At 66.3% G+C, this 19,545-nt stretch carries 19 protein-coding genes; 10 read left to right on the forward strand and 9 right to left on the reverse strand.

Annotation, left to right across the window (positions count from 1 at the left end; all coding sequences use genetic code 11):
* The first annotated feature begins 49 nt into the window (after nt 1–49).
* Together ABB28_RS01385 and ABB28_RS01390 are read left to right on the forward strand one after the other, a co-directional pair.
* A complete protein-coding gene (locus ABB28_RS01385; RefSeq protein ID WP_057506911.1) occupies nt 50–1,408 on the forward strand; it encodes an MFS transporter in 1,359 nt (452 codons plus the stop codon).
* 151 nt (nt 1,409–1,559) lie between these two features.
* Nucleotides 1,560–2,264 (forward strand): hypothetical protein, encoded by a 705-nt coding sequence (locus tag ABB28_RS01390; RefSeq protein ID WP_057506912.1) that lies wholly within the window; start codon nt 1,560–1,562, stop codon nt 2,262–2,264.
* A 116-nt stretch (nt 2,265–2,380) separates the two neighbouring features.
* Here ABB28_RS01390 and ABB28_RS01395 read toward each other — a convergent pair whose 3' ends face one another.
* Nucleotides 2,381–4,363 (reverse strand): esterase/lipase family protein, encoded by a 1,983-nt coding sequence (locus ABB28_RS01395; RefSeq protein WP_057507021.1) that lies wholly within the window; start codon nt 4,361–4,363, stop codon nt 2,381–2,383.
* Nucleotides 4,363–5,340, reverse strand: a complete 978-nt coding sequence (locus ABB28_RS01400; RefSeq protein ID WP_057507022.1) for an Lnb N-terminal periplasmic domain-containing protein — start codon at nt 5,338–5,340, stop codon at nt 4,363–4,365. The genes ABB28_RS01395 and ABB28_RS01400 overlap by 1 nt, the downstream gene beginning before the upstream one ends.
* A gap of 194 nt (nt 5,341–5,534) precedes the next feature.
* Between ABB28_RS01400 and ABB28_RS01405 the strand changes: the two genes are divergently transcribed.
* Entirely contained in the window at nt 5,535–5,948 is a 414-nt protein-coding gene (locus ABB28_RS01405) for a GFA family protein (protein WP_057506913.1), read from the forward strand.
* Between the two features lie 4 nt (nt 5,949–5,952).
* Here ABB28_RS01405 and ABB28_RS17875 read toward each other — a convergent pair whose 3' ends face one another.
* The 3 genes from ABB28_RS17875 to ABB28_RS01415 form a co-directional block, all read right to left on the reverse strand.
* Nucleotides 5,953–6,132 carry a hypothetical protein gene (locus tag ABB28_RS17875; RefSeq protein ID WP_152983345.1) on the reverse strand — a complete coding sequence of 60 codons (180 nt, stop codon included), beginning with the start codon at nt 6,130–6,132 and terminating at the stop codon, nt 5,953–5,955.
* Nucleotides 6,133–6,244: 112 nt separating this feature from the next.
* On the reverse strand, nt 6,245–9,346 hold the full coding sequence (locus tag ABB28_RS01410; protein ID WP_057506914.1) for an efflux RND transporter permease subunit: 3,102 nt from the start codon (nt 9,344–9,346) through the stop codon (nt 6,245–6,247).
* Between the two features lie 7 nt (nt 9,347–9,353).
* Nucleotides 9,354–10,463: an efflux RND transporter periplasmic adaptor subunit gene (locus ABB28_RS01415; RefSeq protein WP_245625239.1), complete on the reverse strand. Its 1,110-nt coding sequence runs from the start codon at nt 10,461–10,463 to the stop codon at nt 9,354–9,356.
* 193 nt (nt 10,464–10,656) lie between these two features.
* Here ABB28_RS01415 and ABB28_RS01420 point away from each other — a divergent pair, with 193 nt between their 5' ends.
* The 4 genes from ABB28_RS01420 (at nt 10,657) to ABB28_RS18155 (ending at nt 14,130) form a co-directional block, all read left to right on the forward strand.
* Nucleotides 10,657–11,340 (forward strand): response regulator transcription factor, encoded by a 684-nt coding sequence (locus tag ABB28_RS01420; protein ID WP_057506916.1) that lies wholly within the window; start codon nt 10,657–10,659, stop codon nt 11,338–11,340.
* The gene (locus ABB28_RS01425) at nt 11,318–12,703 is read left to right on the forward strand and encodes an ATP-binding protein (RefSeq protein WP_057506917.1); all 1,386 of its coding nucleotides are present in this window, start codon (nt 11,318–11,320) and stop codon (nt 12,701–12,703) included. The genes ABB28_RS01420 and ABB28_RS01425 overlap by 23 nt, the downstream gene beginning before the upstream one ends.
* Before the next feature lie 126 nt (nt 12,704–12,829).
* The gene (locus ABB28_RS01430; RefSeq protein WP_057506918.1) at nt 12,830–13,969 is read left to right on the forward strand and encodes a PepSY-associated TM helix domain-containing protein; all 1,140 of its coding nucleotides are present in this window, start codon (nt 12,830–12,832) and stop codon (nt 13,967–13,969) included.
* The gene (locus ABB28_RS18155; RefSeq protein WP_170183996.1) at nt 13,966–14,130 is read left to right on the forward strand and encodes a hypothetical protein; all 165 of its coding nucleotides are present in this window, start codon (nt 13,966–13,968) and stop codon (nt 14,128–14,130) included. Before ABB28_RS01430 ends, ABB28_RS18155 begins: the two co-directional genes overlap by 4 nt.
* Before the next feature lie 194 nt (nt 14,131–14,324).
* On the opposite strand, the gene ABB28_RS01435 is transcribed toward ABB28_RS18155, so the two are convergent.
* From ABB28_RS01435 to ABB28_RS01450, 4 genes are all read right to left on the reverse strand, one after another.
* Nucleotides 14,325–15,059, reverse strand: coding sequence for a class I SAM-dependent methyltransferase (locus tag ABB28_RS01435; protein WP_057506919.1), 735 nt, complete (start codon nt 15,057–15,059; stop codon nt 14,325–14,327).
* 89 nt (nt 15,060–15,148) lie between these two features.
* Nucleotides 15,149–15,880: a class I SAM-dependent methyltransferase gene (locus ABB28_RS01440; protein WP_057506920.1), complete on the reverse strand. Its 732-nt coding sequence runs from the start codon at nt 15,878–15,880 to the stop codon at nt 15,149–15,151.
* Between the two features lie 104 nt (nt 15,881–15,984).
* Nucleotides 15,985–16,866, reverse strand: a complete 882-nt coding sequence (locus ABB28_RS01445) for a LysR substrate-binding domain-containing protein (protein ID WP_057506921.1) — start codon at nt 16,864–16,866, stop codon at nt 15,985–15,987.
* Between the two features lie 25 nt (nt 16,867–16,891).
* Nucleotides 16,892–17,791, reverse strand: a complete 900-nt coding sequence (locus ABB28_RS01450; protein ID WP_057506922.1) for an SDR family NAD(P)-dependent oxidoreductase — start codon at nt 17,789–17,791, stop codon at nt 16,892–16,894.
* A gap of 250 nt (nt 17,792–18,041) precedes the next feature.
* On the opposite strand from ABB28_RS01450, the gene ABB28_RS01455 reads away from it, so the two are divergent.
* From ABB28_RS01455 to ABB28_RS01465, 3 genes are read left to right on the forward strand one after another with little or no spacing between them, the layout of a single operon-like run.
* Entirely contained in the window at nt 18,042–18,782 is a 741-nt protein-coding gene (locus ABB28_RS01455) for an alpha/beta fold hydrolase (protein ID WP_057506923.1), read from the forward strand.
* 3 nt (nt 18,783–18,785) lie between these two features.
* Entirely contained in the window at nt 18,786–19,163 is a 378-nt protein-coding gene (locus ABB28_RS01460) for a VOC family protein (protein ID WP_057506924.1), read from the forward strand.
* 46 nt (nt 19,164–19,209) lie between these two features.
* Nucleotides 19,210–19,542: a DUF6966 domain-containing protein gene (locus ABB28_RS01465; protein WP_057506925.1), complete on the forward strand. Its 333-nt coding sequence runs from the start codon at nt 19,210–19,212 to the stop codon at nt 19,540–19,542.
* Nucleotides 19,543–19,545 lie beyond the last annotated feature (3 nt).

Raw genomic sequence — 19,545 nt, forward strand, 5'->3', positions numbered from 1 at the left:
GGTTGAGGCGCGATGCTGCCGCCTCCGCTTCGCCAATACAAGTGCCTGCATGAACGCCCCCGCCGCCTCGATCGCTCCACCGGATGATGCTTCCATTCTTTCGCCGCGCTATCGCGCCACTACGCTCGGCATGGTCGCGCTGGTCGCACTGGTGGCGTTCGAAGCCTTGGCCGTGGCCGCAGCGATGCCCACCGTGGCGCAGGCGCTGGACGGCCTGCGCCTGTACGCCCTCGCCTTCGGCGGTGCACTGGCGACCAGCGTGATCGGCATGAGCGTGGCCGGTCGCCTGTGCGACCAGCGAGGGCCGGCGCGTCCGCTGTGGTTTGGACTGGGCTTCTTCCTGGCCGGGCTGGTCGTGGCCGGACTGGCACCGCGCATGGGCGTGCTGGTGGCCGGGCGCCTGCTGCAGGGCGTGGGCATCGGCGCGGTGTCGGTGTCGTTGTACGTGCTGGTGGCGCGCACCTTCCCCGAAGCATTGCGGCCGAAGGTGTTCGCTGCATTTTCCGCCGGCTGGGTGGTGCCATCGCTGGTCGGCCCGGCGATCAGCGGGCTGATCGTGCAGTACGTCGGTTGGCGCTGGGTATTCCTGGCGGTCCCGGTGCTGGCCGTGCCGGCCGCGCTGCTGCTGATGCCGGCCTTGCGCGCCAGCGCGCAGGATCCGCGCACGGACGTGGCGGCACGTCCGGTGGTGCGCTGGGCGATCGGTACTGCGCTTGCCGCGCTGCTGCTTTACCTGGGCGGCCAGCAGCAGGGAACCGTCGCCGTCGCACTGATGGCAGCGGCGCTGGTGCTGCTCGTTGTCTGCGCCCGCCACCTGCTGCCAGCCGGGACCCTGCGCCTGGGCCGCGGCCTGCCCAGCGTGATCGCGATGCGTGGCATCGCCGCCTCGGCCTTCTTCGCCGCCGAAGCGTTCCTGCCGCTGCTGCTGCAGCGCGAGCGCGACCTGTCACCGCTATGGGCCGGCGCCGCGCTGAGCATGGGCGCGCTGGGCTGGTTCTCCGGCTCGTGGATGCAGGGACACCAGCGCCACGGCTGGACCCGCGCACACCTGTTGCAGGCCGGTGCGTGGATGATGTGCGGCGGCCTGCTGCTGACCTCGCTGACCCTGCAGCAGGGCGTGCCGCTGTTGCTCGCCCTCGCGGGGTGGTCACTGACCGGGCTGGGCATGGGCCTGATCTACCCCAGCCTGTCGGTGCTCACCTTGTCGATGTCGGCGCCGCACGAACAGGGCGCCAACAGCTCGGCGCTGCAGCTCAGCGAAGGCGTCGGCGTGGCGACCACGCTGGCGTTGTCGGGCTCGCTGTTCGCGGCCTTCATCGATGGCCGCGAGACGCTGGGCTACCTGCTCTGCTTCGCCGTGACGCTGCTGCTGGCATTGCTGGCAACGGTCGTCGCGCGGCGGATCTGACCGCAGCGGCTGCTAGGTGTTTTGAATCCGCCGATAGTACGCAACGACATACAACCTGCTTCTCGATTGCTTTTCTGCACTCTGGGAGGTCAGCCAAGTTCAGTGCGTCCGTAAATCGCAACCATGCAGGTCCACCGCACAGGACATCGCCATGCTTGCCAACGTGTTGCTTTTCTCAGCCGCCCTGGTCCCGCTCCCATTGGTCGGTTACCGCGACCGCATTGTGGAACACCGTGCGGACGGCGACGTCATACTCCGCACATCCGAGCACTCCGATTTCAATGGAGGCAAGATCCGCCTGGAACAGAAGTTGCGACGGCTCTCGGGACAGCGGTTCTTTATTGATTTCAGCGATCAACCCGCTGCCACGAAGATCTATCATGAAGCATTGTGCCTGAAGCAAGGAATGATCCCTAACACATCCACCGGAATCATAGGGGGTGAAGATGCCATTGCCGCGTGGAATTGTCGCGACGCGCGATCAGTACCGGCCTTGCCTGCCACAGCCGAAGAGATCGAGCTACTCCGCTTGGACCCAGCAGAGAAGCTGGGCAGGACAACCGACTACTCACTTACTCGAGCTCCGTCTGGCAGTGCCTTTGTAGGGAAGACATTCTTTGCCATCGGAGCAATCAGCGTAAAGAGCTCTGTTGCTGGAGCAGCCAAGTACGGAGTAAGCGTCGACAACAGGCGCTGCTTCTACGACAACGTTGAGTACTTCTCCAAGCCGTTCGATGGAACAGCCCAGATAGGCGTCAACTGCATTGGTTACAAACAAGGCTTCCTCACTACTCAGACGCAGGCCTGTGTGCCCCGCGCCTGTGGTGCGAGCGAAGGCACTTACGGCATCAGGTAAAGCGGATGGCGGCCCTGTGACGACCAAACGGTCGTCACCCACCCATCGCCAGACACCCATCGTCAGACACCCATCGTCACCCACCAAGCGCCTGACACCCTGCTCCGGACACCCGCTCAGGGCCGTGCGCCCACCTCGTCCACGTCCTCGCGCAGGATGCGGCGGATTTCCAGCACCGCCTGTGGGGTTTCCTGCACGCTGTGGCCGGAGATGATCACCTTCTCCGACACCGCCCCGTCCAGGTGCGCGCTCCAGTACGGCACCAGTCCGTCATCGGACTGCAGCAGCGGCACCTCCGGCTTGCGGTGGGCAATGATCGAGTGATATTTCAGCCCCGGCTGGATCGGCAATGAAGCCGCCGCCATCACGAAGGGATCGCTGGATTTGAGGTTGTCGATGCTGTTGGGCACGCGCAGCTTCTCGCTGCCGCTGCGCTGCGCATCGGCCTGCTGCAGGGTGTTGAACGCATCCTCGAACGACCCCAGGATCGTCAGCGGCAGGCGCACCAGGCGCCCGATCAGCCGCCCCACCCGGTTACCGGCGATGTCCGTGCCTTTGTGCGGGGCTGCGATGAAGATCGCCCGTTCCACGTTCGGCTGCGGCTGGAACTGCAGCAACGGCCCCAGCTTGGTCTTCACCCGTTGCAGGCGCTCACCCTTCAGCTCATAGCGCGCCATCAGGTCATTCCACAGCACATCGCCTGACGAACTGAGCATCAGGCGCCCCAGCACGCCGCCCATGCTGTGGCCGATGAACACCTGGTCCTTGGAGGCGCGCGATTGCCCGCCCGGATCGAAGTGTTTGAGGGTGCTGTTGAACGCACGCGAGATCTCATAGCGGTTCAGGGCGATCGGTGCATTGGTCGGGTAATACACCTGCCACACCTGGAACTCACGGCGCAGCTCTTCTTCGCCCATGATCTCATTGGCCACGTTCACCCAGGCCTCGGGACTGCTGCCCAGGCCGTGCAGCATGAAGATGATGCGGCGGTTCGGATCCCAGGGCTGCATCAGGTAGATGTGCGGTTCCTTGATCCCTTCGGCCATGCCGAACAGGGTGCGCAGGGCCTGCGTGGCGAAGCCGCTCTGCGCAAGCCACAGCCCGTAGGCGGCGGTGAAATTGCCGGCCAGCGGTACCTGCTGGCCATGCAGGTCCACGCGCTCGGTGGCCTCGGGCGAATACACGTCCAGCAGCACCTGGCTGGTCTGCAGTACTTCATCCAGCGAATCGCCCTTGAAGCGCAGCAGCGCGGTGGCATTGATCGAAGACATCTCGCTGTACTGCGGCACCTCATGCCTGCGCTTGGGTGCCGCACCATCAACCGGGGCATCGGCATCGGGCAGCGGCGTGCTCAACTTCGGCGGGTCCATCACCACCACCAGTTCCGCGCCGAAGCCATCGCGACGGTAGGTGCTGCGCAGGCCGACGAAACTGATCGTGGCCGCCGACACCAACCGGGTCGGGATGCTGGGCATCGACAGGCGATCGTAGTCGGAGGTGATCGTCCAGCGCTCACCGGCCACGGGGGCGTTGTAATCCTCGCCTTCCAGCGCGGAGGCGCGCGCCCGCCGGAACACCACCGATGCAGTCTGTTCGGCGGCGTAGTTGTAATAGTCGCGCACCTGGGTCTGGCGGTCTTCAAAGGCACGGTCGGACGGTGCGCGCCCGCTGAAGAACAGGTACGCATAGGCGTAGCGGGCCGCTTCCAGCCAGGCATCCACCGCCGCATCGCTCATGGGTTCCTTGTCGGCGTGCTTGGGCTTGGGGCTGAGCGCCAACGCGGTCTGCACCCACAGCTCGGACAACGCCGACATGCGCTGTTCGGTACTGATGCCATGGGTATCCAGCAGCGTCCTGCGGCATACCACCACATCCTTGCCACACTGGCTGGCGTCCAGCCCGACCACGCTCAGCGTTTCCTGCGACGCCGCGCTCAGCTTTCCAGTGGTCAGCACGTCGGACCGCTTGGTGGTCAGGTAGTCCGTGTTGGCGACCTGCTTCACCGTCACCATCGCGCAGCCACTGCCGATCAGCAGCACGCTGGCTGCCAGCAGCAGGCGCAGGCGGCGCTGCCAGTCCAGGGGGAATGCAGCGGCCATCATGGTTGGTCTTCCTGTGCGGTACCGGGAACGCCGCGGCGTATCCAGGCAGAGAAATCATTCTGCGCCTGCGGCTGCAGCGCACGCGCGGTGATCCGTGCACGTGCCTTCAGCGTGGCGAAGGAATAGCCCGGCGCCAGCGCACCCTGGTCAAAGGCATACTCGTCCAGGTAGCCCGACGCCAGCAGGCGGTAGTCCAGCGGCAGCCCCGGCGCGATGTGGCGCGCCAGGTCGAACACGATGGTGGTGCAGTTGCTGGTCAGCGTGTTGTAGAACGCAGGAGCGGCATCCAGGCTGCGCGCCTGGTCGATGTAGCCGGTGAACAGCGTGCGCAGCTGCGCCTGGCTCAGCGCGTGCAGGCGGTACAGATAGACATCTTCGCCGCGTGCATTGGTACGCGTGCGGATGATGTCGGTTTCCTCCGACGCCACCAGGGTCATCTCGAACTTGCGGAAGAAGCCGCCCAGCGCGGAGAACGACTCGCCACGTTCCTTGCGGATTTCCAGCGAGAACACCAGCTGGCGTCCGTCGGCGAAGCCGAACGACACCAGCGTGTGGGCGATGGCCGGGCCCATCCAGTACGACATCACCAGATCGGCCGAGCGCAGCTGCTGCAGGTCGTACTCACGGCGTACCCAGCGTGCGTCGTAGTCCTGTTCGCTGCGCCAGGTGAAATCACGCACGTTGTCCAACACCACGTGGTGCCCATCAAAGGCGACCACGTGCAGGCGCTCAGCCACGTCATCGGCCCAGACGCGGTCCTGGCTGGGGCTCAGCGCGGTCCACCACAGGGCGGCACAGGCCATGCCCAGCACGTAGGCCGATCCCACCCGCCGGTCGGCGCGTCCGCGCGCAACGCGCAGTGCCATCCAGCCCGCAGCGAGCAGCCAGGCCAGCGCCAGCAGCCCTGCCAGCCATACCGGCCCGGGCATCTGGTAGAACAGCAGCCCGCCGGCCCACAGGGCGCCAAGCAGCATGATGATCGCGATCGTCCAACGTCCTGCTGCCTTCACTGTGGTGCTGTCACTTCATCCGTGGGGCGCCTAGTTAGCCACAAGCTGCGTCGGGGCGGAATGGATGCCTGTTCAGGTTGCGCCGGAAGGCGCTACGACCAACGGTCGTCACCCACCGATACCTGGTACACAATGCGGACATCCACGTGGAGCACCCCATGGGCATCAGATCGGTTGCCGGAATCCCGGTCAACGAGCACCACACCGCCACCTGCCATTGCGGCGCGGTTGAGCTGCGGCTGCACCTGCCGGACGGCATCGTCGAACCCCGTCGTTGCGATTGTTCGATGTGCCGAAGGCGCGGCGCCATCACCGCCAGCGTTCCGGAAGACGGCCTGCAGGTGGTGCGCGGCGCCGAACAGCTGCGGCTGTATCAGTTCAACACGCACGTGGCCGAACACTGGTTCTGCAGCGTCTGCGGCATCTACACCCATCACCGGCGGCGCTCCAATCCACGCGAGTTCGGCTACAACGTGGCCTGCCTGCAGGGCATCGACCCGTTCGCGCTCGGCGAGGTGCCCACCAACGATGGAGTGCACCACCCGGCGGACCGCACAGCAGACCGCCCGTAAGCCGTCAGTGGCGGCTGCGGCGGGACGGCGCGGCGACTTTCTGCCACGGGGAGATCGCCATGCGCCCGGCACGCGCGGGGCGCTTGAGGGTCAGCCGGCGCGCGTGCGCTTCTGGCAAGGCTTCCGGTGCGGGGGCAACCGGCACCGAGGCCGGAACGGCAAGCAGTCGGTCAATGAGCCACATGGCAGGTCTCCGTTGGGGGCGGGTGCGTCCACCCTATCCCCGCCCCGGCGACCGCCATGTGATCCGGCAATGACACCGCGATGACCGCGCTGAACGGCACCGCCCAGCCGATTCAGGCGGGCGTTTTCCGCCGCGACAGCCCGCGTACCAGCACGAAGAACAACGGCACCAGCAGGATCGCCAGCACCGTGCCGGACACCATCCCGCCGATCACGCTGACACCGATCTCGCGGCGGCTTACCGCCCCGGCGCCGGTCGCCAGGGCCAGCGGCACCACGCCGGCCACGAACGCCAGCGAGGTCATCACGATCGGCCGCAGTCGCAGGCGCGCACCCTCCAGGGCTGCCTCCACCGCCGTGCGGCCCGCGTTGTATTCGGCCTCGGCGAACTCCACGATCAGGATCGCGTTCTTGGCCGACAGGCCTATGGTGGTCAGCAGGCCGACCTGGAAGTAGATGTCGTTGATGAAACCCGCACCGGTCGTGGCCAGCACCGTGCCCAGCACCCCCAACGGGATCACCAGCACCACTGCCACCGGCACCGACCAGCTTTCGTACAACGCCGCCAGGCACAGGAAAATGAACGCGATCGAGGCCAGGTACAGCCACAGCGTCTGGCTGCTCGCCATCTGCTCCTGGTAGGACAGGCCACTCCACTGCAGGCTGACACCCTGCTCTTGGCCCACCAGCTGCTGCATGCGCTGCATGGCCTGGCCAGAGCTGCTGCCCTCGGCGGCACTGCCCTGCAGCTCCATCGCCGGCAGCCCGTTGAAGCGCTGCTGCAGCTGCGGGCCACGCGTCCAGTGGCTGCTGGCGAAGCTGGCGAAGGAGGCCATCTGGCCATCGCTGCCACGCACGTACCACTGGCCGATGTCTTCCGGTACCGACCGGTACGGCTGGTCGCCCTGCATGTACACGCGCTTGACCCGGCCACGGTCGAGGAAGTCGTTGATGTAGCTGCCGCCCCACGCTGCCGACAAGGTGGAATTGATATCCGCCTGCGACAGGCCCAGCGCACTGGCCTGCGCATGGTCGATGTCCAGCTGCAGCTGCGCCTTGTCACCCAGGCCGTTCAGCCGCACCGAAGACAACCCGGCATCGGCGTTGGCCGCCTGCACCACGCGCTGCTGCGCACCCTGCAGGGATTGGCGGCCCGCCGCGCTGCTGTCCTGCAGCCACAGCTCGAAGCCGCTGGACTGCCCCAGCCCACGCACTGCCGGCGGAGACAGCACGTTGACCTTGGCATCCACCAGCCCGGCGAAGTGCTTGTTGGCCCGGCCGATGATCGCCGCGGCACTGTTGTCGGCATCGCGCTCGCTCCACGGCTTCAGCGCCACGAAGCCCTGGCCGGCGTTCTGCCCGGTGCCGGCGTTGTTGCGCCCGACCACCACGAAGGCCACGTCGACATTCTGCTTTTCGTTCTCGCGGAAATAGCGTCCGATCTCCTCGCCCAACGCCTCCGTCCTGGCCATCGGCGTGCCTTCGGGCGTATTGAACTGGAACATCACCAGGCCCTGGTCTTCCACCGGCAGGAAGCCGGTCGGCATGCGCGTATACAACAGCCCGACCGCGACCAGCACCACGAGATAGAAGGCCATCCAGCGCCGTGGGTGGGCCACGATCCGGCCCAGCCGTCCCTGGTAGGCCTGCTGGGTACGCTCCACGCCGCGGTTGAACCAGCGGAAGAAGCGGCCCGGTGGGCGCTCCTTGTCGGCCGGCTTGAGCAGGGTGGCGCACAGCGCCGGCGTCAGGGTCAGCGCCACCAGCGCCGACAGCGCCATCGCCGATGCGATGGTGACGGAGAACTGCCGGTAGATGATGCCGGTGGCTCCGCCGAACATCGCCATCGGCAGGAACACCGCGCCCAGCACCACGGTGATGCCGATCAGCGCACCGGTGATCTCACCCATCGAACGTTCGGTTGCCTCGCGTGGTGGCAGGCCTTCCTCGTGGATGATGCGCTCCACGTTCTCCACCACCACGATCGCATCGTCCACCAGCAGGCCGATCGCCAGCACCATCGCGAACAGGGTCAGCGTGTTGATGGTGAACCCGGCAACCGCCAGGATGCCGAACGTACCCAGCAGCACCACCGGCACGGTGATGGCCGGAATCAACGTGGCACGCAGGTTCTGCAGGAACAGGAACATCACCACGACCACCAGCAGGATCGCTTCGATCAGGGTGTGCACCACCCCTTCCACGGACACCCGCACGAACGGCGTGCTGTCGCGCGGATAGGCCACCTGCAGGCCCGGCGGGAAGGTCGGCTTGAGCCGCTCCATCTCCGCGCGGATCGCATCGGCGGTGGCCAGCGCGTTGGCGCCCGACGCCAGCGTCACCGAAAAACCCGCGGCCGGATAGCCGTTGAGGAAGCTGCTCATCGTGTAGCCTTCCGCGCCGATCTCCACCCGCGCTACCTGGCCCAGGGTGACCGCCGCACCATTGGGCAGTGTCTTCAGGATGATCTCGCGGAACTGTTCGGGGGTCTGCAGCCGCGACTGCGCGGTCACCGTGGCATTGAGCCGCTGGTCGGCCGCCGCCGGCAGCGCGCCGAGCTCGCCGGCGGTCACCTGGGTGTTCTGCGCTTCCACCGCGGTGCGGATGTCCGAGGGCATCAGGCCATAGGCACGCAGCTGGTGGGGATCCATCCAGATCCGCATCGCGTACGGTGCACCGAACACATCGATCTCGCCGACGCCGGGAATCCGGCTCATCGGATCCTGCACGCTGCTGGTCAGGAAGTCCGACACGTCCACGCGCTGCATCCGCCCGGTGGTGTCATACAGCGCCACCACCATCAGCGCATCGCCCTGCGATTTGGCGACCGTCACCCCCTGCTGCTGCACCTCCTGGGGCAGGCGGTTGATGGCCTGGTTGACGCTGTTCTGCACCTGCACCTGGGCGATATCCGGATCGGCCCGCTGGTCGAAGGTGACGGTGATGCGCGACTGCCCGTTGGACGAACTGGTGGACGAGAAATACAGCAGGTTGTCGATGCCCTTGATCTGCTGTTCGATCACCTGGGTGACGCTGTCTTCCACCGTCTGCGCGGAGGCGCCGGTGTAGCGGGCGGTGATGTTGATCTGCGGCGGGGCGATGTCCGGGTACTGTTCCACCGGCAGCTGGACGACCGCCATGCTGCCCAGCGCCATGATGCAGATCGCCAGCACCCAGGCAAAGATGGGGCGATGGATGAAGAAGCGCGAGAGCATGCGCGGGTCAGTCCTTGTTCGCTGCGGCGGGCGCTGCAGGCGCCGGGCCCACGGTCACCCTGGCCCCATCGGCCAGCCCCTGCCGGCCGCTGGTCACGATGCGCTCGCCCGGCTGCAGTCCATCCAGCACCAGCCACTGGTCCCCCACCGCACGCACGGTGCGGAACTCACGCTGGCGCACGATGTCCTGTGCATCCACCACCCAGGCCAGTGCATTGCCACGGGCACTGCGGTCCACCACCGCCTGCGGCACCAGCAGGGCCTGCTGGCGCGTGCCCTGCCCGACCATCGCGCGCACGTACATGCCCGGCAACAGCTGCCCGTCCGGGTTCGGGAAGGTGGCTCGCAGCGTGATGCTGCCGGTGCCCGGATCCACGTCCAGATCGGCGAACTGCAGCGTGCCCGGCAGCGGATACTCGCTGCCGTCGGAAAGCTTCAGCGTCACCGGCGTGGTCGAATCCTGCACCCCGCCTTCGGCCACCGCCCGGCGCAGCGCCAGGAACTCGTTGCTGGACTGGGTGATGTCCACGTTCATCGGATCCAGCCGCTGGATCTTGGCCAGCGGCTCGGCCTGGCCGGAGGTCACCAGCGCACCGGGAGTGAACAGCGCGCGGCCGATACGCCCGCCGATGGGCGCGGAAACCGCGGCAAAGCGCAGGTTGGTGCGCGCGGTTTCCACCACCGCGGCCGCCGCATCCACCGCCGCCGCGGACTGCTTGGCGGTGGCCAGCGCATCGTCCACGTCCTGGCGCGAACTCAGCTGTTCCCTGCCCAGTGCCTGCAGGCGCTGCGCGCGCAGGCCCTCGGCCACTGCCGTGGCCTGGGCGGTGCGCAGGTTGGCCTGGGCCTCGTTGGCCGCGGCCTGGTACAGCGCCGGTTCGATCTGGAACAAGGGCTGCCCGGGCTTGACCACCGCGCCTTCTTCAAACAGGCGCTTCAGCAGCACGCCCGATACCTGCGGCCGTACGTCCGATTCCTCCGAGGCCGCCGTGCGTCCGGGCAGTTCCTGCTGCAGCGGCACGGCCTGCGCCTGCAGGGTGAGTACCTGCACGGTGGGCGGGACCGGCGCCTGCTCGGCTTTTTCACGGCTGCAGGCAGCAAGGATCAGGCAGGTCATGCCGGCACACGCCAGCCTGCGGGGAGCGGAAAGCCACATCGGGGATGTTTCCTGGGGAGGAACGTGGAAGGTCTGGCGGCGAATATAGAAGACCCGGGCCACGCTGGACGTGGATTCCAGATGAAACATTTTTCATTTGCAGTCCCTGCCCCGGGTTGCGAGGATGCATCGGACCTCCTTTCCGTATCGGTCCATGCCGCGCGTACTGACCATAGAAGACGACGCCGTCACCGCCGAAGAGATCGCCACGGAGCTGCGCAGCCATGGCTTCGAGGTCGAGCTGGCCGCCGATGGCATCGCCGGGCTGGCACTGGCCCGACACGGGGGCTACGACGTGATCACGCTGGACCGCATGCTGCCCGGGCTGGATGGCCTGGCCGTGGTGGCACGCCTGCGCAACGAGGGCATCACCACCCCGGTGCTGATGATCAGCGCGCTGTCGGACGTGGATGAACGCGTGCGCGGGCTGCGCGCCGGCGGCGATGACTACCTGACCAAACCGTTCGCGTCCGATGAAATGTCCGCACGCGTGGAAGTGCTGCTGCGGCGCCATGCGCAGGTGGCGCCAGCGGACAGCCAACTGCGGGTGGGCGACCTGGAACTGGACCTGATGGCGCGCTGCGCGCGTCGCGGCGGGCAGGAAATCAGCCTGCTGCCCACCGAATTCAAGCTGCTGGAGTTCCTGATGCGCAATGCCGGCCAGGTGCTCAGCCGCACCATGCTGTTCCAGGAAGTGTGGGGCTACCACTTCGACCCCGGCACCAACCTGATCGAGGTCCACATCGGCCGCCTGCGCCGCCGCATCGAACAACCGGGCCGGCTGCAGCCGATCAAGACCGTACGAGGAACCGGCTATGTCTTCGACCCGGCTTACTGAGGGCTGGCGCTCGTCCAGCAGCCGGTTGCTCGGCCTGTATTCGCTGTTGTTCATCGCCTGGTCCAGCGTGCTGCTGGGGGTGATGTACTGGCGCGTCTCGGATTACCTGGATGGCCTGTCCGAATCGGCGCTGCTGCAGCGCGCGCACCTGTTCCAGCGCTTCCAGGGCCCCACCATGGACGAAGCGCTCAGTGACAGCCTGCGCTATGACATCCACGGCACCTACGCCTACGGTGTGTTCACCGAACAGGGCAAGCATCTTTCCGGACCGCTGATCGCGATGCCCCACGGTGTACAGCCCGACCAGCGCTCGCGCGAAATTCCCGGCTGGCGACTGGCCGATGGGGTGCGCGCCGAAAGCGGGCGTGCGCTGGCCGTCCGCACCCAGGACGACCGCGTGCTGGTGCTGGTACGGCAGAGCGGCAAGCTGACCGCGGTCAACAGCATCATCCTCGATGCACTGTGGTGGGGCGTGTCACTGACCGTGATTCCCGGGCTGGCCGGCTGGCATTTCCTGCGGCGCCGCCCGCTCAAGCGCATCCAGCAGATCGAAGCGGCCACCAACCGGATCATCGCCGGTGACCTGGGCCAACGCCTGCCGGTGTCCGACCGCCGCGATGAGATCGACCGCCTGTCCAGCATCGTCAACGCCATGCTGGAGCGCATCGAACAGTTGATGACCGAAGTGAAAGGCGTGTGCGACAGCATCGCGCACGACCTGCGTACCCCGCTCACCCGCCTGCGCGCGCATCTTTACCGCACCCGCGTGGCGCTGGGCGATGACGGCCCGCAGGCGATGCAGATCGACCGCGCCCTGGCCGAAACCGATCTGCTGATGACCCGCTTCAGCGCGCTGCTGCGGGTATCGGAACTGGAGAGCGGCCAACGTCGTTCGGCGTTCGAAGACGTGCAGGTCGCCGCGCTGCTGGAGGAACTGCACGCGTTCTACCTGCCACTGGCGGAAGAGAAAGAGCAGACGCTGGAGCTGGAAATCGGCGACGGCGCAAGCACCCTGCGCGGCGACCGCGAACTGCTGTTCGAAGCCCTGGCCAACCTGCTGTCCAATGCCATCCGCTTCACCCCCGAACACGGCCGGATCGTGCTGCGCGTGGTGGAAGACCAGGGCGCGCCGCGCATCGACATCATCGACTCCGGTCCCGGCATCCCTGCCGAAGACCGCGAGCTGGTGTTCCAGCGCTTCTACCGGGGCCAGAACGAGTCCGGGCGGGCCGAGGGCTTCGGCTTGGGGCTTTCCATCGTGGCTGCCATTGCAGGGCTGCATGGCTTCCGGCTGCGCGCCGGCGGTGCCGACGACGGAGGTGCGTGGTTGAGTCTGCGCTGCGCGCCCGAGTCTCCGGTCTGATCCACGCGCGCCGCGCCTGCGAATCATTTGTATTCACATCTCCGCATCCGGATAATCCGCGGCATCAGTCCTCGCCGGTTCTGATCAACGCTCCACCTCCAGCCGTCGCCCGAGGATTCCTGCTGCATGCAACGCTCCGCCATCAAAGCCTGGTTCGTGGTCCACAAGTGGACCAGCCTGGTCTGCACCCTGTTCCTGCTGCTGCTGTGCCTGACCGGCCTGCCGCTGGTGTTCGGCCATGAGATCGCCCACCTCACCGGCGCCGATCCCGAAGTGCCGGCCGCACCCGCCGATGCCACCCTGCGCGACCTGGACGCGCAGGTAGCAACCGCGCTGCAGCACTTCCCCGGCAATGTCCCGCTGTTCGTCGGCTGGGACCCGGACGCTCCACTGATGTACGTCAACACCGGCGCGCGCACCGATACGCCGGCACCGCAGATGCAGACCGTGCTGCTCAATACGATCAGCGGCGAGCAGGTGCCCGCACCGCAGTTCAACGAAGGCGTGATGTACTTCCTGTACCGCCTGCACACCGATCTGTTCCTCGGCCTGCCCGGGCTGTTGTTCATGGGCGCGATGGGGCTGCTGTTCGTGGTGGCGATCATCTCCGGGCTGGTGCTGTATGGACCGTTCATGCGCAAGCAGCGCTTCGGCACCCTGCGCACCGGCCGCAGCCGTCGACTGGCCTGGCTGGACCTGCACAACGTGATCGGCATCGTCACGCTCGGCTGGGCACTGGTGGTGGGCCTGACCGGTGCCATCAACACCTTGGCCAAGCCGCTTGAGCAGGCCTGGCAGACGCAGCAGCTGGGTGAGTTCGCCGCGCAGTATGCCGGCCAGCCCAAGCCCACCCAGCTGGCTTCGCTGCAGGCGGCGGTGGCTACCGCGCGCGCCGCCGAACCGGAGATGCGCCCGGCCTTCGTCAGTTTCCCCGGCACCGGCTACAGCGGTGACCATCATTTCGGGGTGTTCATGCAGGGCAACTCGCCGCTGACCGAACGCCTGTATCGCCCGGTGCTGATCGATGCGACCACCGGTGCGCTGACCGCGCAGCCGCAGTTGCCGACCTACATGACCGTGCTGCTGCTCAGCCAACCGCTGCACTTCGGTGATTACGGCAAGCTGCCGCTGAAGATCCTGTGGGCCCTGCTGGACCTGTTGACCATCGCCGTGCTGGTCAGTGGCCTGTACCTGTGGTTCAAGCGCGGCAACACCGCCACGCGCGTGGCGGAGATCGAACGCGCGCAGACCCAGGAGGTGGCATGAACAGTCCCTTTGTCGCACCGGCCTGGATAACGCTGGCAAGCCTGGTCGGGCTGGTCAGCGCGTTGATCGGCGATGGCCTGTTCGACGTCGTCTCGTGGGTGATTTTCAGTGGCCTGATCGCGCTGTTCCTGCGCGCGTGGATGAAGCGCGACCGGCGCTGATCGGTGCTGCGCGCTCGCCGAGCATGGCTCGGCGGCCTTCCGTTCCGGCACCGCGATGCCTGACACATCCCGCGCTGCGCGCTCGCCGAGCATGGCTCGGCGCTACCACCCCGCTGACCCGCCCTGGTAGCGCCGAGCCGTGCTCGGCGGCTTTCCGTTCCGGCACCGCGATGCCTGACACACCCCGCGCGGCGCTACGGCTTGGTGCAGGAGAACCACGCCGCCAATCCGTTGCGCAGCAGAGCGTCCCAGTATCCCGCTGGCTGCGCCAGCCGGTCCTGCTCCAACAGGCAGGGGGCCTGCCACACCAGTTCGGTGAAGCCTGCCTCTGCGAACGCACGTTCGTAGTGCTCACGTGCCCAGCGGAACACGGTGATCCGCGCCGGTGGAGCGCCCGGGAACTCGATCTCCATCTTCGCGCCCTCCTTCCATGGCACATCGTCGAGCACCCGCAAGCCGTACTTCGAACAGTCACCCTCCGCCAGGCAGTAGTGTGGATTCATCGTCTCCACCGCGATCCGGCCGCCTGCACGCACATGCTGGAACGCCGCCTTGGCCATCCGCGCCAGCTCGTCCAGCGACTGCGCGTAGTTGAACAGGAACGCGGCCACCGCAACGTCGTACTCGCGCACGGCGGCCAACTGCAGGAAGTCACTTACCTGGAAGGTCATCGCATCACCCGCATGCGCTGACATCTGCCGCCCGATCGCCACCATTTCCGACGACTGGTCCACCCCATGCGCGCTGGCGGCGCCGGCCCGGAGCATCGCCCTGCCATAAGAGCCAAAACCACATGCAAGATCCAGCACGCTGCGGCCCTCCAGCTCCCCGGCCATGTGCAGCATCGTGCGTAGTTCAACCACGCGGGTAGGCGATGCGTTGGCATACGCTGCGTACTGGCCTGCGATGTCATCGTAATGCGCGTTCATGAGGGAAACCCTGCTGTGTAGAATGATTTCCACGCTACGCAACCTCGGCTATCCATTGAAGAGGCGAATACGAATCCCGGCTTTCTGCTTCAGCGTTCGCACACCACGTTCACCGACATGCAGTTGTGCACGTAGCCCTCCCAGTACCCTTCAGCACGCGCATCGATATCGGCCTGTTCCAGTACCGGCGCATGCCATTCCACGGCGCTGAAGCCTGCTGCACGGACCGCCTGTTCGTAGTGCGCCCGTTCCCAGCGATAGTTGATGATCAACGCCGGCGGTGATCCGGGGAACTCCAGGCACAGTCGCGCGCCCTGCTGCCACGGCTCTTCTTCCAGGACCTTTACCCCATAGGCCGCATAGTTGCCCAGCGCCAGGCGATAATCGGGATTCAAGGTCTGTACTACCAGCCGACCACCCCGCTTCACATGCGGAATGACCGCGGCGAACATCCTTCCCAGTTCGTCCAGCGAAGCGGCGTAGTTGAACAGGTACGCTGCCAGCACGATGTCATATGCGCCAGTGAACGGCATCTCCATGACATCGTGCTGCTGGAACGTCATCTCGTCGCCACGATACTTGGACAGGGCACGTGCGAAATCGATCATGCCCCGCGACTGGTCCACGCCATGGGCACTGCGCGCACCGTGGCGAAGAAACTCACGACCGTAGTAGCCCGATCCACAGGCCAGGTCCAGCACGCTCCTGTCCTTCACCGTGCCCGCCAGCTGCAGCATCGTGCGCACTTCGATGGGCCGGGTCGGCGAGGCGTTGGCGTACGCCATGTACTGGTCGACGATACTGTCATAACTCGCGCTCATCAGATCTTCCTTGGATTCAAAGAAACGTGATCTGAGACGCTATCGACTGGAATCGCGCAGTTGAAGAGGCAAACGCGACGCGTCGCATCGCTGCATGCACCTCATCACGTGCAGCCGGCGCTCCCCATGAACGCATGCACGGCCGGATTATCCACATCGGTGCGCACGCAGAAGCTCAGGCTGAAATGCGCATCGTCCGACTGCACGGGCCGGTAGCAGACTTCCGTATCGCGGAACCCGGCCATGCTGGCCGGCACGATGGCGATACCGGTCTCCACCGCCACCAATGACAGCACCGCATGCATGCCGTGTGCTTCCTGCACCACCTTGGGCATGAATCCGGCGGCCACGCATTGGCGCATCACGTGCGAATGAAAGCCTTCGCCTTCGGCAGCAGGCCAGGCGATGAACTCCTCGCCCGCAAGGTCCTGCATCCGCACCGAAGGGCGGGCGGCCAACGGATGCACGCGCGGCAACGCAATGACCAGCGCATCGGTATCGAACGCCTGCAACTCCAGGCCGGGCGCGGACGGGATCGGAGGGATGAGCACGCCCACGTCCACTTCGCCCTTGGCCAGCATGTTCTGTTGCTGGCGCGAGGTCGCTTCGCGCAGCTCCAGCAGCACCTGCGGATGGCTGCGCCGGAAGGCACGGATCAACTGCGGCAGGCGCCCGTACAGTGCACTGCCCACGTAGGCCACGCGCACCCGCCCACTACGCCCGGCTGCGGCCTCACGCGTGGCATCCAGTGCGTGTGCGGCCTGCTGCAGGGTGCGTCGTGCTTCCACCAGCAGCACCTGGCCGGCGGCGGTCAGCCCCACGGTGCGATGGCCACGGATCACCAGCAACGTGCCGACCTGCTCTTCCAACCGGCGGATCGCCGCGGTCAGCGGCGGCTGTGACATGTGCAGGCGCGCGGCGGCACGGTGGAAATGCTGTTCTTCGGCAACGGCGACGAACTGGCGCAGCAAACGTAGGTCGATCATGGCAGCTGCGATGGACAGGAGCTGCTCAGGGTAGCAGTGCGTGCTGCCTGCTCCGCGGTTCGATGGCCGGAAGCGCGATCTCCGGCCATACCGCATCGAAGGCATCCACGCTGTCGGCGGCCACGCCCTGCAGGTCGCGCGGGTAGCTCACGCCGGCAGGCTCCTGCGCGCGGGTGGCGTGGAACTGGCCATTGCTCGCGCGCAGTACCCAGCCGCCCTGCACGCAGCGCGACGAGGCCAGCCAGGCCACACCGGGCGCTACCGCAGCGGGATGCAGCTCGTCGGGTTCGCCGTATACGCCCCACATGCGCGTCTTGGCTACCGGCGATACCGCGTTGACGATGATGTTGTCGGCCTCTCCCTCCGCCGCCAGCACGTTCATCAGGCCCACCGCCGCGCTCTTGGCCATCGCGTAGCTGGCCAGCCCGTGCTGCACGTACTGCGGATACAGGGCACGGTCGGACGTGGTCAGTACGATGCGCCCGCCGCCCGCCGCGCGCATCGCCGGCCACGCCGCCTGGGCCAGCCATAACGGCGCCTTTGCGGCGATATCCAGCATGCGCTCCAGCTGCAGCTCGCCGATGTCTTCGATGGGCTGGTAATGCACCCAGCCGGCGTTGTGGATGATGAAATCCAGCCGCCCGTGCTGGCCCAGCACTTCATCCACCAGCGCGTGGCACTGTGCCCGCGTATCGATGGAAAGCCCGCGGCTGGTGACATCCAGCCCTTCCACGCGCAGCCGTGCGGCGGCACGGGCTACCCGGTCCGGGTCGCGCCCTTCGCCATCGCGGTCGGCGCCGACGTCCTGCATCACCACTTTGGCGCCCAGGCGTGCCAGCAGGCGCGTATAGGCCAGGCCCAGGCCACCTGCCGCGCCGGTGATCAGGCCTACCTGTCCGTTGAAACTGAGGGGGGTATCGGTCATCCACACAGCGTGACTGGCAGGGGCAGCGGCGGCCAATACCGTTCACAGGCAGGAGTGATCCGTTGCGGGTATCAACGAGCGTAGAGTCAACGCTGATACGACCGTGAGCCGAATAGAGGGTCTATTCGGCTCACCGGATGAGCCGAATAAGCGTCGCTTTCGACACAGTGAGATCCCCAGCTCCCTCCGTACTATCATCACATGCTGTGACACCTTTCTGTTTCAGGCCCACCTGACCTTCTTATCAACAATGACGAACGGCTCCGCACCCCTGCTGATCATCCTGCCAGGGCTGGATGGAGGCGGCCGCCTGTCCGTCCCGTTCATGCAGGCGTTGGAGGCACATGGGATCCAGTCCGAGGTCATTGCATACCCGGCCAGTCAGACCATGGGCTATGACGCATTGAGGGATTGGCTTCGCCCTCAACTGCTCCAGCGACCGCCCTTCGTGTTGCTCGGTGAATCATTTGCGGGACCGTTGACAGTAATGCTCGGGGCAACCGGCCTGACATCGCTTCGCGGCATCATCCTTTCCACCACGTTTGCACGTGCCCCGGTGCCCGTCCCGTCAGCCTTGGCCCGCGTGCTGAAGCTACCGCTGCCTTTGCCGCCCGTCGCGCTGTTGGCCCGGCTTCTGTTGGGACGCTGGCGAACGCCATCACTCGAAAGCGCGCTGCGTGATGCGCTGGCTACGACGTCGCCGCCCGTGCTGCGTGCACGCGCAGTGGCGACACTGCGGATCGACGTTCGCGGGTTGCTTCCCGCGATTTCCACGCCAGTCCTTTGCCTCCATGCAAACGAGGATCGACTGTTGCAGGCCGGCGCCCTGCAATCGATCGAGCGCGGCCTGCAGCGTCCCCCTGAAACGCACCTTCTGGACGGGCCCCACCTGCTGCTCCAAGCCCAGCCCATCGAAGCCGCAGCCCACGTCGCAGGTTGGTTGAGGACACTGGACCGTGGCACCCTGCCGCTTGCACCCCCAGAGGCGTAGAACATGATCAACCTTCAGGCCACCGACGTCCGGACGTTCCTCCCTTCCCAGGATTTCGCCCTCTCGCAGGCCTTCTATGCAGCGCTGGGCTGCGAGCGCGAGTGGTCGGACGACAATCTGGCCCTGTTCAAGCTGGGCCCTTCGCGGTTCTACCTGCAGCGCGGCTACGCGAAGGAATGGGCGGAAAACACCATGCTGCATGTTTCCGTGCAGGATGCCGCCGCCTGCTTCAGCGCCATCCGCGCGCTGCTGGACACCGGCAAGTACCCTGGCGCGCGCGTGGCACCGCCGCGGGCTGAGCCCTATGGTGCGCGGGTAACCTACGTGTGGGACCCCGCAGGCGTGCTGTTGCACCTGGCGCAGTGGGATGCCAAGGACTGAGCGCGGCATGGTTTCCTGACGTGATCTTGCCCGTATAGTCAGCCGCATGGACGACAGAGCCGCGCAACTGGATGAGCTGATCAGGGAACTGAGTGCGCTATGCGATCTGCTGGCGCGCGACAGCGCGTGCGAATGGCGGCGCCACTTCGTTTCCTGCCTGCACCAGGCCGAGGCGCTGACGGACAACCCGCTTGACCAGCAATCGCTCAACCTGCTCTCCGGCTCGGTCATGTCGGTGTTCGGCGGCATGGGCAGCTTCAACGATTACGTGCCCTTCAAGCATGGCCGCCTGATTGCCGGCATGGAAGCGCTGGACGAAGCATCCGGGCGGGTCCATGAGGCCGCCCTTGCGCTGCGGGTGATCGCAGTGCGCGACTGACTC

Origin of the sequence: Stenotrophomonas chelatiphaga, assembly GCF_001431535.1 — a bacterium.
Lineage (GTDB): Bacteria > Pseudomonadota > Gammaproteobacteria > Xanthomonadales > Xanthomonadaceae > Stenotrophomonas > Stenotrophomonas chelatiphaga.

Excerpts from the sequence above, each read along its gene's own strand:
- ABB28_RS01385 (WP_057506911.1), top strand. The coding sequence starts at position 50 with ATGAACGCCCCCGCCGCCTCGATCGCTCCACCGGATGATGCTTCCATT.
- ABB28_RS01390 (WP_057506912.1), top strand. The coding sequence starts at position 1,560 with ATGCTTGCCAACGTGTTGCTTTTCTCAGCCGCCCTGGTCCCGCTCCCA.
- ABB28_RS01395 (WP_057507021.1), bottom strand. The coding sequence starts at position 4,363 with ATGGCCGCTGCATTCCCCCTGGACTGGCAGCGCCGCCTGCGCCTGCTG.
- ABB28_RS01400 (WP_057507022.1), bottom strand. The coding sequence starts at position 5,340 with ATGCTGCTTGGCGCCCTGTGGGCCGGCGGGCTGCTGTTCTACCAGATG.
- ABB28_RS01405 (WP_057506913.1), top strand. The coding sequence starts at position 5,535 with ATGGGCATCAGATCGGTTGCCGGAATCCCGGTCAACGAGCACCACACC.
- ABB28_RS17875 (WP_152983345.1), bottom strand. The coding sequence starts at position 6,132 with ATGTGGCTCATTGACCGACTGCTTGCCGTTCCGGCCTCGGTGCCGGTT.
- ABB28_RS01410 (WP_057506914.1), bottom strand. The coding sequence starts at position 9,346 with ATGCTCTCGCGCTTCTTCATCCATCGCCCCATCTTTGCCTGGGTGCTG.
- ABB28_RS01415 (WP_245625239.1), bottom strand. The coding sequence starts at position 10,463 with ATGACCTGCCTGATCCTTGCTGCCTGCAGCCGTGAAAAAGCCGAGCAG.
- ABB28_RS01420 (WP_057506916.1), top strand. The coding sequence starts at position 10,657 with ATGCCGCGCGTACTGACCATAGAAGACGACGCCGTCACCGCCGAAGAG.
- ABB28_RS01425 (WP_057506917.1), top strand. The coding sequence starts at position 11,318 with ATGTCTTCGACCCGGCTTACTGAGGGCTGGCGCTCGTCCAGCAGCCGG.
- ABB28_RS01430 (WP_057506918.1), top strand. The coding sequence starts at position 12,830 with ATGCAACGCTCCGCCATCAAAGCCTGGTTCGTGGTCCACAAGTGGACC.
- ABB28_RS18155 (WP_170183996.1), top strand. The coding sequence starts at position 13,966 with ATGAACAGTCCCTTTGTCGCACCGGCCTGGATAACGCTGGCAAGCCTG.
- ABB28_RS01435 (WP_057506919.1), bottom strand. The coding sequence starts at position 15,059 with ATGAACGCGCATTACGATGACATCGCAGGCCAGTACGCAGCGTATGCC.
- ABB28_RS01440 (WP_057506920.1), bottom strand. The coding sequence starts at position 15,880 with ATGAGCGCGAGTTATGACAGTATCGTCGACCAGTACATGGCGTACGCC.
- ABB28_RS01445 (WP_057506921.1), bottom strand. The coding sequence starts at position 16,866 with ATGATCGACCTACGTTTGCTGCGCCAGTTCGTCGCCGTTGCCGAAGAA.
- ABB28_RS01450 (WP_057506922.1), bottom strand. The coding sequence starts at position 17,791 with ATGACCGATACCCCCCTCAGTTTCAACGGACAGGTAGGCCTGATCACC.
- ABB28_RS01455 (WP_057506923.1), top strand. The coding sequence starts at position 18,042 with ATGACGAACGGCTCCGCACCCCTGCTGATCATCCTGCCAGGGCTGGAT.
- ABB28_RS01460 (WP_057506924.1), top strand. The coding sequence starts at position 18,786 with ATGATCAACCTTCAGGCCACCGACGTCCGGACGTTCCTCCCTTCCCAG.
- ABB28_RS01465 (WP_057506925.1), top strand. The coding sequence starts at position 19,210 with ATGGACGACAGAGCCGCGCAACTGGATGAGCTGATCAGGGAACTGAGT.